Genomic DNA, 13,444 nt, shown 5'->3' with positions numbered 1-13,444 from the left:
GGCACGAAGTTGAAGAAGAAACGTGATTATGTTGGGTATTTAATGTACTTTCTGAAAATTTTAGTACCAGCAATCGTAGCCGTTTTTATTTTAAGAGGATTTTTCCTGATTCCTGTTCGGGTGGATGGCCATTCTATGCAAAAAACCTTGAATCAAGGAGATATGATTGTGATGGAAAAATTCTCCGCCATTAAACGGTTTGATGTGGTGGTCTTTAAAACAGACACAGGATCGATTCTGATTAAACGTGTGATTGGTTTACCAGGAGAAGCTGTGCGTTACGAAAACGATCAGTTATATGTCAATAATCAGCCAATCGCTGAACCGTATTTAACTAAAAACAGAAAAAAAGATCATGAAACGATGCCTTACACTACGAATTTTGATTCAAAAGAATTGTTAATGCAAGAAAAATTACCTAAAGATAGCTATTTTGTACTTGGTGATAATCGCCGTATGTCCAAAGACAGCCGTTCTTTTGGTGCAATACATGCAGATCAAATCTTAGGGAAAGCACAATTTGTTTATTACCCACTCACTCATATGAAGATCATTCCTAAATAAGTAAGACCACTAGTTCGTTTATTTAAATAACGACTAGTGGTCTTTTCTAATCTGAAAAATTGTTCTCTTAGCTGAAAAATGTTAAGGTTAAAGTAATGATAGATGTAGGAGGTCATGCAAATGATTAGAAAAACAATTTTAGCAAGTTCTATCTTAGGCGTTGGGTTGCTAATTGGTGCATGTGGGAATCAAACCCAAACTCAAATGAATTCAACTAATACCAGTGAATCATCACAGCCTAAAGTAACCGAATCAAGTCGCAAGTCATCTGAAAGTGCGTCTAATAACGAAGGTGTATCAAGCGATTCTAGTAAATCCACAAGTTCCACTACAGAATCAGAAATCTTAAAAGGTCTGGCGGAAGAAAAAACGCTAAAAGAAAAAATCCCGTCCTTAAATCAAACAACGATTAAGAAAGTCACTGATAATGAGTATAAACGCATTCTTGTGATGGAAGAAAAGGCTACAGGAACGACCTATAAAAGTATTTTGATAAAAAAACAAAATCGCTTAAAAATTGTCAACGAAACAACCGATGAATTGTTATACAATGGAACCCTATAAGAACGAAACCATTCAATAAACTCAAAAGTATAGCCATTGTTTTCAAAGAAAAATTTCTTTGGAAACAATGGTTTTTTTATTGACAAAAGAATTTCTAAGATATATAGTTAGCTGCATAAGTAGTTAACCATTTAAGTGAGGTGTAAAAATGGAATTTAATTTTTCGGGGGAAAAGCCTTTATTTCAGCAAGTAGCCGATCAGATTGCTGAAGGAATTTTTAATGGCGCTTACTTAGAAGGCGAACAAATTCCCTCAACCACAGAAATATCAAAAAGTTATCAAATCAATCCAGCCACCGTTTTAAAAGGAATGAATTTATTAGTAGAACGACAGTTGATTGAAAAGAAACGGGGGATTGGCATGTTTGTTTTACCAGGCGCTCAAGAGAGAGTAAGAAGTGCACGGAAAGAAGAATTTTTAAATAAAGAAGTCTTAGAAGTTGTCGCAGAAGCTAAAAAATTAGGGATTACAGCTGAACAATTAAAACAACTAATTGAAAGAGGGTATGACGCATGAGTTTGCGGGTGGAATCAGTAAGTAAAAAATATCATCAAAAAAAAGCACTAGATAATATTTCAATTACTTTTGAAAAAGAAACGATTTATGGGCTCTTAGGCAGAAACGGGGCTGGTAAAAGTACGTTATTAAATATCATTAATAATCGAAGTTTTGCCACTTCAGGTTCCGTTCAATTGGCGGGAGAAACAGTGACCGATAATGAGGCTGCTTTGACTCATATTTACTTAATGAGTGAAGATAATTTGTTTCCTCCTCAGTTAAAAATTAAAGATATTTTTAAAACGACTGAAGGTTTTTATGGATCCTTTGACTGGTCTTTAGCCGAACAAATGTTAAGCGATTTTGGTTTAGATGGTAAAAAGACATTCAAAAAATTATCAACTGGTTATCGGAGTATTGCTAAACTAATAGTGGCGCTATCCGTCCCCTGTGAGTATATTTTTTTAGATGAGCCAGTCTTAGGTTTAGACGCCAATCATCGGGAATTATTTTATACTTATTTAATTGAGACATACCAAGAACGTCCCCGTACGTTTGTGATTTCCACCCATTTGATTGAAGAAATTGCGAATTTATTAGAAGATATTATCATCATTGATCAAGGAAAATTGATTCGCGCAGAATCTATTGAAACAATTTTGAAAAACGGTCGCATTGTTTCTGGGCCGAAAGAACAAGTAGAGCGCTATACTCAGTCATTGGAAATCTTAGGCATGGACACTTTAGGTGGAGCAGTTACGGCTTACGTGTACGGCGACTTGCCGACTGAAAAAGCAGAGGTTCAAATTGCGCCGCTAAATTTACAAACATATTTTGTGCAATTAACCAATAGAAAGAAGGAAAAGTAAAATGAAATTTAAAACAGCTTTGCAGTATCGTGTTATTTATCAAGTCCGTTCTTTAGCAATTTATTTTGGCTTTTATGCTTTGTTCGGCATTCTTTTTCCTCTTATTGGGTTGCTCTTTTCTAACGACGTGAACACTGTCAGCTCTGATGCAGTAATTCCTTGTCTGGTTTTTATGGGGATACTATCATTTTTAGGGGTAAACACAGATTTTAAACTGTTTATTCAAAACGGGCTTTCCCGCTGGACAATTTTTTTGGTGAATTTTGTAAGTAATGCTATTTTATCTTTGGTTGGATCCTTGGCTGTACTTGTACTGATTAAAGTATTTAGCGGCAATTTCATTTCTCATTTTCAATTATCAATGAAATTAATTGATGTCTATGCGCAAGGAAACTTTTTCATGTCGTGGTTGCTCTTTTTTATCTTACTAATGCTTAGCGGCTCACTTGGCTTGTTAGCAGGTGTCTTTAATGATCGGATAGATGGCGTAAAAAAACTCATTGTTTTATTGCTGTTATTAATGATTCCTATTTTACTGGGCACGATTGCACAATTAGGGGGGGCACCAATGCGCCTGAGAATGCTCCATGTCTTGCAAGCAATGGTTGGTTATCAATCCACTGGTTTTACTGTCCTGCCACTTCTTCTGACAATCAGTTGCTTTGTGGGCATTAATCTTGGTTTGGCCTATTTATTGAATAAACATCGTGAAATTAAACGCGTAAATGCATAACTAATTAATAAGAACATGTTCAATGAGGTGAATTTGGAACATGTTCTTATTGTTTTAATTGAGAGATACATCGGAAGTACCATGACAAAGGAAAGGGCTTCCGTCAAAATAGAAAGAGAAGAAAGGAGTATGAAAAGAGTAAAAAACTTTGTAAATAAGTAAACGACAAAGAATGAAAAATGGAGGGGTAACATGGCGGTAATTGAAGCAAAAAATATTAAAAAAAGTTATGGAAAGAACGAAACAAAATTTGATGCGTTAAAAGGTGTTGATTTAAAAGTTGAAAAAGGTGAATCTGTGGCCATAATTGGTAAAAGTGGCTCTGGGAAATCAACATTTATGCACATTTTGGCATTGCTAGATCAACCAACTTCAGGAGATATTTATTTAAATGGTAAAAATGTTACTAGTATTAGAAAGAAAGTGCTGAATAAAACGAGAAATGAAGAATTTGGTTTTGTTTTTCAACAATTCTTTATGAATGCCAAGGATACAGTTTTAAATAATGTTCTTTTACCATTAAAAATTGGTGGGATTTCCGGTAGCAAGAGGAAAAAGATGGCTTTAGATGCGTTAAAAGCAGTCGGTTTGGAAGATAAAGTTCAAAATAAAGCGAATAATTTATCTGGTGGCCAAAAACAACGGGTATGTATAGCGCGTGCTTTAGTTAATAATCCGCAAATTATTTTTGCAGATGAACCTACAGGGAATTTAGATTCTGCCACTGGGAAGAAAATTGAAGAATTGTTATTTGATTTAAATAAAAATAAAGGAATTACCTTAATTATTGTGACACATGATCCAGACTTAGCAGCACGTTGTGATCGGCAAGTTCATGTTCGAGACGGCTTGATTGTAGGAGGAGATGAGTAAATGAAATTTAGAGATATTTTAAAATCAGCTAGTACCAATTTAATGCGTAATAAAGGTCGAACCGTATTGACCATTATTGCAATCTTTATTGGAGCATTTACCATAGCTTTAACTACAGGAGTCAATATTGGTGTAAATGATTATATTGACAAACAAGTCGGCAGTGTCGGTGGTGCAAATCAGCTATTTATTCAGCCAAAAATGGAGATGAATGTTGGTAACGGAACAGAACCAAGTAAATATAATCCAGAGAAAAAAACCAGTACGATTCAACAACAAAGTATGCTTGCTGAAAAAGATATTGAGAAGATTAAAAAAATCTCGGATGTTACATCAGTGGAACCAATGAAATCCGTTGCTATCGATTATATAAAAGGAGCAGATAAGCATAAATATGTATTTTCAGCTACTTCTGCGCTAGATGAGATGACCATTGATTTAGCGGCTGGCCGTAAAGTTTCGCAAACGAGCCAGGACTTCGAAATTAATTTGTCACCAGAATATGTAAAAGCGCTCGGCTATACATCTAGTAAAGCTGCCGTGGGAGAAACAGTTCAATTAGGTATCTCAAGTTCCTTGAAAGGACAAGAGCAAGTTATTGAAGCAAAAATTGTTGGCGTTAGAAATGCCAGTGTCATTCAAAATGGGCTCTCGCTGATGAATAAAGCATTGATTGATAAAGTTGTCTCAATCAATCAAGCAGATCTTCCAGAACATTTAAAAAATCAATACGCGATGATTATTGCTGAAGTTAAAAAAGACAGCACGCCAGAGCAGATTAAGGACATCAAAAAAGATTTAGATAAAGCTGGCTATTTAGCGACTACTGTCGAAGATGAAATTGGCATGATTCGTAATATAATCAATGCAATCACTGGTGTTTTAACCATGTTTGGTGCAATTGCCTTGTTAGCTGCAAGCTTTGGCATTATTAACACGCTGTATATGTCTGTCCAAGAAAGAACGCGAGAAATTGGTTTAATGAAAGCCATGGGACTTAGCAATGGGAAAGTCTTTACAATTTTTAGTGTTGAGGCGGCTTTAATTGGCTTTTTTGGCTCAATATTAGGCATTTTAGGAGCTGTTGGGGTTGGAAATTTAGTTAATCGTTTGGCAACGGATTCTTTTTTAAAGGCTTTAACAGGATTTAAATTAATTCAATTTTCATTGCCATCTTCATTAACGATTATCTTAGTTATTATGTTTATTGCTTTTTTAGCAGGAACTTTACCAGCTCGAAGAGCAGCAAAATTAGATCCAATTGAATCTTTACGTTATGAATAATAGACTAAAAACAGCTACTTTCTCTCAATTTAACTAAAGCATATTCTTATATAAAAAGAAGGCAATAGGCGTATACTAAAAGTGTGAAAAATGAAACAAATGAGAGGAAGTTGGTTTATGAAAGCTGTTGTGATTAATCAGTACGGAAGTAAAGAGGTACTTGAAGAAGCAGAAGTAACACTGCCAGAATTATCGGAACATCAAGTGTTGGTAAAAGAATACGCGACATCAATTAATCCGATTGATTGGAAATTGCGTGAAGGATATTTAAAACAGATGTTTGATTGGTCCTTTCCGATTATTCTTGGTTGGGATGTCGCTGGTGTGATTACAGAGGTGGGGAGTCAAGTAACGGATTGGCAAGTTGGCGATAAAGTTTTTGCTCGTCCTGAAACTACTCGTTTTGGTACCTATGCAGAAGTAACGATTGTGGATGATCATTTATTAGCAAAAATCCCTGAAACAATTAGCTTTGAAGAAGCGGCTGCCGTTCCGTTGGCTGGTTTAACCGCTTGGCAAGCATTGTTTGATCATGGTCACCTTAAAGAAGGAGAAACTGTTTTAATTCATGCGGGTGCAGGTGGGGTCGGTACTTATGCGATTCAACTAGCAAAAGAAGCGGGCGCACATGTCATCACGACCGCTAGCGCAAAAAATCATGCCTTACTGAAAAAAATTGGTGCAGATGAAGTGATTGATTATCATACAACGAATTTTGCAGAGGTATTAGCTGATGTTGATTTGGTCTTTGATACAATGGGTGGTGAGGTTCAAAAAAATAGTTTTGCCGTCTTAAAACCAAACACCGGTCGTCTTGTTTCAATTGTGGGCATTGAAGATAAACAATTGGCAGCCGAAAAAAATATTTCTGCTGAAAGTATTTGGCTTCAACCAAATGGAGAACAATTACAAAAAATTGCTGATTTGATGGCAGCTGGAAAAGTGAAATCAATTATTGGTGAAGTTTTCCCTTTTTCTAGACAAGGGATTTATGATGCACATGCACTCAGTGAAACGCACCATGCAGTTGGTAAAATAGTTGTTCAAATGGCAGAATAAAAAGAAGCTCAGACAGTGAATTATCTTAAAATAGAAAAAGTGGGTCCTAAGTCATTTCGACTTAGGACCCACTTTTTTGTTAAGAGGACAGATGTGCCAACCAAGTTTGTGTTTCCTTAATTTCTTGATAAGTTAATTGATGACTTTGTGTCCAAACCTCTTGCACGGTTGCTCCATGATTCTGAAATAATTGAATCACACGCATACTTTCAGGAAGTGGAACAATCGGGTCATGCTCTCCTAGAGATAATAAAACAGAAGTGTCGGTCAAGTCTGGTTGATTGGTCAATTCAACAGGAAACATGGGATGATAGAGGACAGCTTGATGGTAACTATCGGGATGAGTAAGCAATAATTGAATAGCGATATTGGCCCCATTTGAATAGCCAATAAAAATAATTTTATCCAATGAAAATTGATGCTCGTTAGCGGCTTGTTGAATAAACTTATGAAGCGCCTCACCGCGTTTTTCTAGATCTTCTAAGTCATAATGACCTTCCGCTAGGCGCTTAAAATAACGATTCATTCCATTTTCTGAAACATCACCACGAATACTTAGCACAGTAGCTTGTTTATTTAGTTCTTGAGCAATTGGTAGGAGAGCTGTTTCATCACCACCTGTACCGTGAAGTAGCACAAAGACAGGTGCTTCAGGATGTCCTTTTTTAAAAATTGAATGCATGTTTTTTCCTCCTTAGGCTCGTTTTGTATTGAAAGGCTTGATCACACTCTCAATATACTCACGACGATTTTCTAAAAATGGCGCAAGAGATAACTTTTCTCCTAATGTTTCGTAAGGTTCATCCCCCATAAATCCTGGTTCATCGGTGGCTAATTCGACTAAAATATGCCCAATACGAACATACAATGATTCAAAGTAATAACGATCGACATAGCCAGAGTTTTGTAAGCCTAAATGATCAAAGAACGCTTGCCAAGTCCCAAGTGATTTACGATCCGCTAGGCGGAATGCAACGTGATGTACTTCACCATATCCTTGTTGCGCTTGTGAGCTAGTATCATCGTCTACCAAAACGACTTGGGCACCATTGCCACCTTGCCCAACTTCTAGTAAATAGCGATTGCCTTCTTGTGCCACTACGTGAAAGCCTAGAATTTCTTCAAAGACTTCTTTGAATTCATGAAAATAGGAAATAGCTATTTCGACAGGTCCTAAGCCATAAATCGCAAATTCTGTAGGGACAGGTCCTTTTTTCCAAGGGGTGCCCGCTGCAACACCCTGATTTAATTCATCAGAGATTAATTGATACGCTTGATCATCAAAATCCCAAAAGCGAAGGATCTTTTTGCCAAATTCTTCAGAAATACCTGTGTGTTTGACCGCAAATTCATTAAAGCGATTTTCATAATAAGTCAAAGCTGCATCTGAAGGAACCCGGAACCCTGTTCTTGAAATTGTATTGGTTCCTTTTAATCCTTTAGGGTTATTGGGAAAATCGAAAAAGGTCATGGTTGTACCTGGTGTACCCAAATCATCGGCAAAATAGGTGTGGTAAGTATAGATATCATCTTGATTCACTGTTTTTTTGACTAAACGCATCCCTAAAACGTCTGTAAAGAAGTGATAGTTTTTTTCTGCATCACTTGTCATAGCTGTAACGTGGTGGATTCCTAATAATTGATCTTCTTTTTTCATCATTATTTCCTCATTTCGTTTCATTTGTTATTTTTCGTAAAGTTTTTTGAAGAAGTGTTAATTCTTCGGAAGAGAGTTGTTCAAATGCTTCTGCAATTCGCTTTGCATGCATCGGAAAAATTTCTTCAATTAATGTTTTTCCAGCTTCTGTTAATTCAACGTAAGTAATGCGTCGGTCTTTTTCACTGGGGGTGCGCGTTACATAGCCTTTTTTATGTAATTGGTCAATAACATAAGTGGTGCTACTGCTAGCGATTAAAATTTTCTCCTTGATTTTTTGGATGGTCTGAGGACCTTTATGGAGTAACAGCTCTAATACTGAAAATTCTGTAATGTTTAAGTCATAACAAGTGACATCTTGCTTGGCAAGTTGCTCTAGTCGATGGCTGGTTCTTAATAAACCGATATAGGCTTTTAAAGCTTCTTGCTGTTGGGTCATTGTTTCACCTCTTTTTATTTCGAATTCGAGATAAATATAACTTACTTTTGGTAAGTAATCAATTAATATGCTTAAAAAGACAGCCAGCAAAAAATGTGAATTTTTGCTGGCTGTCTTTTTTGTTTAATTTAGAAGATCGTTGGAACTAAGCCGCCATCGATTCTTAAGGCTTCGCCTGAGAAAGAAGAAGAATCTGGGCTGGCCACAAAGGTAACAAAACGACCAATTTCTTCTGGTCGAATGAGCCGTTGGATTTGTGAACGAGAACGATGATTTTTCATGAAATCTTTTTCCCAATCCTCTTTGGGAATGTCTGAATCAGCGTACATATCTTCCAACATTTTTTCTACACCTTCGGTAAGGGTTGAGCCAGGCATAACCGTGTTAACGGTGACATGTGTGCCGACAGTTAAGTTGGATAAACTTTTAGCTAAGGAAAGATTCATCGTTTTTGTCATGCTATATTGGGGCATTTCGCCAGAAGGCATCACCGCTTCTTCGCTAGCAATGAAGATAATGCGACCAAAATCTTGTGCAAGCATTTTAGGTAGATAAGCTTTTGCTAATGCATTGCCTGACAACACGTTCACAGTAAAAAATTTTTCCCAAGTGGCGTCATCGATGTCCCAGTATTCCATTGGTTCAAAAATCCCCATATTGTTCACTAAAATGTCGACTTTAGGGAATTTTTCAAGCAAAGTAGCTCGTTGACTTTCAATGGAAATATCGGCAGTCCCTGCTTGAGGATGAGTGTTTGGAAACATTGTTTGTATTTCTTTAACAACTTTAGTTACTTCGGCTTCATTGCGCCCATTGATAATGACATCGGTCCCTTCACGAGCCATTTCAATCGCAATTGCTTTGCCAATTCCTTTGGTTGAACCAGTAATTAATGCTAATTTATTCGTTAAGTGTAAATCCATTTAAATCCCTCCAACGTTTGTCTATCTCTAGTGTAGGTCTTTTTCTGGACTTTTAAAAGGAAAAAGTTTTTTCGGCCCGCGAGAAACAAGCCCCAATAATTACTTAACAGCTGAGTTTTCACTTTTTGGGCGTAAAACGAGTAATTATTGTCAGTAAAAAAGCGTCACTTTTTTGATAGAATAACTAGAGACGAAATTGGCTAAGACCAATTTTGTAAAATTGTACATAAAAAAGAAGAGTGGGAATGCTATGAAGAAACAATATTACTGGAATATACCCGATAACTTACTAAACTCGTTAAAACAGCGAAAAAAGTTATACAACTTTTATAAAAATGAACAAAATAAGGCAAGAGAATTAGTAGAGAATTGTCAGTCGGTTCTTTTTCCTGAATTAGTTGCTTCGCTGAATAAAATAGATGAACGGATTAAATTATTGATATTCTATCAAAATTTAGAAGATTGTGAGCTTTCAGAAGAAGAAATTATTACTGTGATTGAGCGAGAATATTTTGTGACTTTTTATGAAACAATTGAAGAACCGACCACTGAAATTATTAGTAGTCATTCTATGTATTATTTATTGCAACAGCCGACTAAAGAAATGCTTTGGGATTTAGACTTTAGTAACATGTTAAAACAAGGTCAGTTAGTTGATTTAATGGATTATCAAAAATTGACCAAATGTTATCAAAAGTTGCAGAATCAAGCTAAAAATTTGATTGAAAAATTAAATAAAGAAACATTTTACACATTCTATAGTCAACTTTTATTGATTGATTGCCAATGCAAATTATTAATAGAAGAGGCGCTTCTGAAAGAAGAATCATTGATGACGGTCGATGAATGCTTAATAGCCATTAAGCAAGAAATTCGAAAAATTCATTTTGAACAATTTAAATACCAACATTATTTATTTGAAGATTTATCTTTGCGGTACCAAGTTTAACGAAAGTGACAAAAAGAATGGTTGAATCTAACAAGAATGTTCGTTGTTTTCTGTTATATAAAAAGATATGATAGTTTCTGTAGAAAAAATAAAGGAGACGATTCATGAACGCAAATCGCTTAAAGTTATTGATGATGGGGTTAATGGTTCTTGACCATATTAGTTATTTTGTTCCGCCAGAATGGGCACTGATTTTTCATGTAATTACTCGTTGTGTCGGTGTGTTTTTTGGTTACATGGCTGTAGAAGGTTTCAACTATACACGGAATGTTTATCGTTACAATGGTCGTTTGTATATTTGGGCAGCAATCATGTTTGTTGGAAATACGCTTCTAAATCATTTAGTGAATAATCCAGCTGTCGCTGTTCACAACAATATTTTCTTCACCTTAGCCCTTGGTGTCAGTATGTTAATTGTGACAAAAGCGATGCTAGAGATGCCAAAAATCAGTTTAAAAATTGTTTTATTGATTAGTATATTAGCAATTTTAGGAATAGGAGCAATGTTTGCTGAAGGTGGCATTGTGATGTTACCTTTTATGTTGATTACGTATCTAGCCAGAAAGAGACTTGTCTTACGGAACTGTTTATATGGTGCATTAGCGCTCTTTTTCTTAGTTACAAGTTTTCAATGGTTGGGAGATTGGCCAACGACAATTGAAATGTTAGCTTATAATTCTGATTTTATGTTTATCACTGTGTTACCATTTATATCGCTTTACAATGGTGAGAGAGGGAGCAAAGCACCATTTTTCAAATATTTATTTTACGGATTCTATCCGCTTCATTTATGGCTGATTGCATTGATAGCCAATTACGTTCATTAAACCTTTTTATATTAAAAGAATAAAAACAGCGGCTCACAAAAATGTGAGTCGCTGTTTTTTTAGATGGGTAAGATACTGATTCCTAAAAGAAGAGTGACAAGTAGAAAAACAAAAAGCACAATTCGCTTATCATGAACCAGTAAGGCAATGTATTCTCGGATTAGAGCAGTCGGTAAAAAATATAAGGCAGTTGGCGCCCCGACACCTTCAGCTTTTAAGCCAACACGATGGGCATACATAGCTCCTCGTAAGACATGATAGTTATTTGTTGAAAAAATAACAGAGGGTTGTTTAGAATCAGACGGCATCTTTTGCCAATCTGCCTGAATTATTGCTTTAGAAAACAACATATTTTCATAAGTGGTTGTGGATTGGTCCTCCATCAAAATTGCTTCTGCAGGAATATTTTGTGAAAGCAAATATTTTTTCATTGCGAAAGCTTCGGCCACAGGTTCGTCAGGACCTTGACCACCGCTGACTACAAATTTAGCGGTGGGATTTTTTTCATAATATTCAATCCCTTTATCTAACCGACTCTTCAAAAGTGGAGGTACTTCCTCGCTACGAATTCCCGAACCTAAAACAATGATATAATCAACCGCTTTTTTTAAAGGAATCATTTGGTACATCCATGAATACAAGACGTAAGCAGCAAATAGAAAGGTCAGCAAAAGATCCATTAACAATAGAAAAAGTAAGAACAGAAAAAGCACATAAGGTATTTGCGCTGTACCAACTGATAATAAATATAGAAAGGCTGGTAAAGCAATTAATAAGTTCAACCCTAAGCCCGCCGACAATTTAGCCGTGACACTTTTGCCTTCTTTCGTTTGCATCGTACGTGAGTTAAAAATAAAGTAAAGGCAAATGCCGATAAACACAGCGGGAATTAATAGATAAGCAATGGCCAAGGTAATTAGGTCGCCATTCTTAAAATGTAAATAAATTTTGTCTAGTCCGATAAATAGTAAGGTGACTAATGACAATAAGGTGCCGGAAGCCAGAGTGATACCGCCGAGGATACTGCGGTTATTAATTTTTAATATACCAAATCCTAGTAGGGCGATAAACAAAAAGAATAGTAGTAGTGCCATTTAATTCCTCCTAAAAATAAGTATCTAAAGTATAACATGCTTTAGGATCGGACATAAATAAACAGCTGTGCCGAAGCATAAGTTTTCCTTTCATTCTTAGAAAAGAAGTTTTTTCATGAAAAGTAAATTAGATAACAATTGTTTAGAGAAAGAAAAGCTTGATTTACTAAGCTTTTCCTTCTCTATAAAAAATATTAATAAGGACATAAAAATTAACAATTTGTATGCGCTTACATACTGAGGTAGATTTAAAGTGTAAAGAAGAAAAATGAGGTGAGAAAATGATCACTGTTTCAATTGCAGGAGGTTCACAACCAGAGATTTTACAGCTAGTTAAAAAAGCGCTAAAAGAAGCCGAGCAACCGTTGCAGTTTATTGTATTTGATACAAATGAAAATCTTGATACTGAAAATCTCTGGAAATATGTTCATTGCTCAGATGAGGCCGCGGTAGCACAGGAAGCTGTCAGTTTAGTTGCAACCGGTCAAGCACAAATTTTATTGAAAGGAATTATTCAGACCCACACATTACTAAAAGAAATGTTGAAAAGTGAGCATCAATTAAAAAATAAACCGATTCTTTCCCATGTAGCAATGGTGGAGCTGCCTGCGGGAAAAACCTTCTTGTTAACCGATTGTGCGATGAATATCGCCCCCACTCAAGCGACCCTCATTGAAATTGTTGAAAATGCTAAAGAAGTCGCCCAAAAATTGGGACTGCACCACCCGAAAATTGCTTTGTTAAGCGCAGCGGAAAATTTCAATCCTAAAATGCCTTCGTCTGTTTTAGCAAAAGAAGTCACGGCACATTTTAATGGTCAACAAGAGGCTACGGTTTTTGGGCCACTTTCGCTTGATTTAGCGACCTCTGAAGAAGCGGTTGCGCATAAACGTTACAGCGGTCCTATCATGGGGGATGCAGATATTTTAGTGGTCCCAACTATTGATGTTGGAAATTGTTTATACAAATCATTAACCTTGTTTGGGCACGCCAAAGTGGGAGGAACGATTGTTGGCACAAAAGTCCCAGTCGTTTTAACATCTAGAAGCGATTCAACAGAAAGCAAATTCCATTCATTAAGATTTGCCATGAGACAAGTTTAAAAAAAGG

The 13,444-nt window shown here is 36.1% G+C and carries 16 protein-coding genes; 11 read left to right on the top strand and 5 right to left on the bottom strand.

Annotated elements, in window-relative coordinates:
* Positions 1 to 9 precede the first annotated feature (9 nt).
* The 8 genes from lepB to IGL56_RS06820 all read left to right on the top strand — a co-directional run bounded on the left by lepB (position 10) and on the right by IGL56_RS06820 (position 6,445).
* Positions 10 to 564, top strand: a complete 555-nt coding sequence (lepB, locus tag IGL56_RS06855; RefSeq protein WP_002382369.1) for a signal peptidase I — start codon at positions 10 to 12, stop codon at positions 562 to 564.
* 114 nt (positions 565 to 678) lie between these two features.
* On the top strand, positions 679 to 1,128 hold the full coding sequence (locus tag IGL56_RS06850; protein ID WP_002357452.1) for a hypothetical protein: 450 nt from the start codon (positions 679 to 681) through the stop codon (positions 1,126 to 1,128).
* A gap of 148 nt (positions 1,129 to 1,276) precedes the next feature.
* Complete coding sequence (locus IGL56_RS06845) at positions 1,277 to 1,645, top strand: GntR family transcriptional regulator (RefSeq protein ID WP_002357453.1); 369 nt, start codon at positions 1,277 to 1,279, stop codon at positions 1,643 to 1,645.
* Complete coding sequence (locus IGL56_RS06840) at positions 1,642 to 2,496, top strand: ATP-binding cassette domain-containing protein (protein ID WP_002357454.1); 855 nt, start codon at positions 1,642 to 1,644, stop codon at positions 2,494 to 2,496. The genes IGL56_RS06845 and IGL56_RS06840 overlap by 4 nt, the downstream gene beginning before the upstream one ends.
* A gap of 1 nt (position 2,497) precedes the next feature.
* Positions 2,498 to 3,229: a hypothetical protein gene (locus tag IGL56_RS06835; protein ID WP_002357455.1), complete on the top strand. Its 732-nt coding sequence runs from the start codon at positions 2,498 to 2,500 to the stop codon at positions 3,227 to 3,229.
* A gap of 192 nt (positions 3,230 to 3,421) precedes the next feature.
* Entirely contained in the window at positions 3,422 to 4,102 is a 681-nt protein-coding gene (locus IGL56_RS06830) for an ABC transporter ATP-binding protein (protein WP_002357457.1), read from the top strand.
* A complete protein-coding gene (locus IGL56_RS06825; RefSeq protein WP_002357458.1) occupies positions 4,103 to 5,386 on the top strand; it encodes an ABC transporter permease in 1,284 nt (427 codons plus the stop codon). It abuts the gene before it with no gap.
* Positions 5,387 to 5,476: 90 nt separating this feature from the next.
* Positions 5,477 to 6,445: an NADP-dependent oxidoreductase gene (locus tag IGL56_RS06820; RefSeq protein WP_002385882.1), complete on the top strand. Its 969-nt coding sequence runs from the start codon at positions 5,477 to 5,479 to the stop codon at positions 6,443 to 6,445.
* Positions 6,446 to 6,524: 79 nt separating this feature from the next.
* Here IGL56_RS06820 and IGL56_RS06815 read toward each other — a convergent pair whose 3' ends face one another.
* From IGL56_RS06815 to IGL56_RS06800, 4 genes are all read right to left on the bottom strand, one after another.
* Positions 6,525 to 7,127: an alpha/beta hydrolase gene (locus IGL56_RS06815; protein ID WP_002357461.1), complete on the bottom strand. Its 603-nt coding sequence runs from the start codon at positions 7,125 to 7,127 to the stop codon at positions 6,525 to 6,527.
* A gap of 12 nt (positions 7,128 to 7,139) precedes the next feature.
* A complete protein-coding gene (locus IGL56_RS06810) occupies positions 7,140 to 8,102 on the bottom strand; it encodes a ring-cleaving dioxygenase (protein ID WP_033591631.1) in 963 nt (320 codons plus the stop codon).
* A 10-nt stretch (positions 8,103 to 8,112) separates the two neighbouring features.
* Complete coding sequence (locus IGL56_RS06805; RefSeq protein ID WP_002357464.1) at positions 8,113 to 8,541, bottom strand: MarR family winged helix-turn-helix transcriptional regulator; 429 nt, start codon at positions 8,539 to 8,541, stop codon at positions 8,113 to 8,115.
* Positions 8,542 to 8,669: 128 nt separating this feature from the next.
* Positions 8,670 to 9,464: an SDR family NAD(P)-dependent oxidoreductase gene (locus IGL56_RS06800; RefSeq protein WP_002357465.1), complete on the bottom strand. Its 795-nt coding sequence runs from the start codon at positions 9,462 to 9,464 to the stop codon at positions 8,670 to 8,672.
* A gap of 196 nt (positions 9,465 to 9,660) precedes the next feature.
* On the opposite strand from IGL56_RS06800, the gene IGL56_RS06795 reads away from it, so the two are divergent.
* Both IGL56_RS06795 and IGL56_RS06790 read left to right on the top strand, forming a co-directional pair.
* A complete protein-coding gene (locus IGL56_RS06795) occupies positions 9,661 to 10,413 on the top strand; it encodes a DUF7006 family protein (RefSeq protein WP_002385886.1) in 753 nt (250 codons plus the stop codon).
* A gap of 104 nt (positions 10,414 to 10,517) precedes the next feature.
* Entirely contained in the window at positions 10,518 to 11,240 is a 723-nt protein-coding gene (locus IGL56_RS06790) for a TraX family protein (RefSeq protein WP_002357468.1), read from the top strand.
* A 59-nt stretch (positions 11,241 to 11,299) separates the two neighbouring features.
* Here the strand turns inward: IGL56_RS06790 and IGL56_RS06785 are convergent, their stop codons facing one another.
* The gene (locus tag IGL56_RS06785; RefSeq protein ID WP_002382358.1) at positions 11,300 to 12,334 is read right to left on the bottom strand and encodes a YdcF family protein; all 1,035 of its coding nucleotides are present in this window, start codon (positions 12,332 to 12,334) and stop codon (positions 11,300 to 11,302) included.
* 281 nt (positions 12,335 to 12,615) lie between these two features.
* Between IGL56_RS06785 and ptb the strand changes: the two genes are divergently transcribed.
* The gene (gene ptb, locus IGL56_RS06780) at positions 12,616 to 13,437 is read left to right on the top strand and encodes a branched-chain phosphotransacylase (protein WP_002357471.1); all 822 of its coding nucleotides are present in this window, start codon (positions 12,616 to 12,618) and stop codon (positions 13,435 to 13,437) included.
* Positions 13,438 to 13,444: the final 7 nt, after the last annotated feature.

It is taken from the genome of Enterococcus sp. DIV1316a, from assembly GCF_050536915.1.
In the GTDB taxonomy this organism is placed as follows: Bacteria; Bacillota; Bacilli; order Lactobacillales; family Enterococcaceae; genus Enterococcus; species Enterococcus faecalis.
The sequence above is the reverse complement of the archived record's forward strand: the minus strand, read 5'-3'. Positions and strand labels throughout refer to the sequence as shown.

Bases quoted from the DNA above. Each gene is read 5' to 3' on its own strand.
- ptb (WP_002357471.1), top strand. From the start codon at position 12,616: ATGATCACTGTTTCAATTGCAGGAGGTTCACAACCAGAGATTTTACAG.
- IGL56_RS06820 (WP_002385882.1), top strand. From the start codon at position 5,477: ATGAAACAAATGAGAGGAAGTTGGTTTATGAAAGCTGTTGTGATTAAT.
- IGL56_RS06845 (WP_002357453.1), top strand. From the start codon at position 1,277: ATGGAATTTAATTTTTCGGGGGAAAAGCCTTTATTTCAGCAAGTAGCC.
- IGL56_RS06830 (WP_002357457.1), top strand. From the start codon at position 3,422: ATGGCGGTAATTGAAGCAAAAAATATTAAAAAAAGTTATGGAAAGAAC.
- IGL56_RS06810 (WP_033591631.1), bottom strand. From the start codon at position 8,102: ATGAAAAAAGAAGATCAATTATTAGGAATCCACCACGTTACAGCTATG.
- IGL56_RS06785 (WP_002382358.1), bottom strand. From the start codon at position 12,334: ATGGCACTACTACTATTCTTTTTGTTTATCGCCCTACTAGGATTTGGT.
- IGL56_RS06790 (WP_002357468.1), top strand. From the start codon at position 10,518: ATGAACGCAAATCGCTTAAAGTTATTGATGATGGGGTTAATGGTTCTT.
- IGL56_RS06850 (WP_002357452.1), top strand. From the start codon at position 679: ATGCAAATGATTAGAAAAACAATTTTAGCAAGTTCTATCTTAGGCGTT.
- IGL56_RS06840 (WP_002357454.1), top strand. From the start codon at position 1,642: ATGAGTTTGCGGGTGGAATCAGTAAGTAAAAAATATCATCAAAAAAAA.
- IGL56_RS06815 (WP_002357461.1), bottom strand. From the start codon at position 7,127: ATGCATTCAATTTTTAAAAAAGGACATCCTGAAGCACCTGTCTTTGTG.
- IGL56_RS06805 (WP_002357464.1), bottom strand. From the start codon at position 8,541: ATGACCCAACAGCAAGAAGCTTTAAAAGCCTATATCGGTTTATTAAGA.
- IGL56_RS06835 (WP_002357455.1), top strand. From the start codon at position 2,498: ATGAAATTTAAAACAGCTTTGCAGTATCGTGTTATTTATCAAGTCCGT.
- IGL56_RS06800 (WP_002357465.1), bottom strand. From the start codon at position 9,464: ATGGATTTACACTTAACGAATAAATTAGCATTAATTACTGGTTCAACC.
- IGL56_RS06825 (WP_002357458.1), top strand. From the start codon at position 4,103: ATGAAATTTAGAGATATTTTAAAATCAGCTAGTACCAATTTAATGCGT.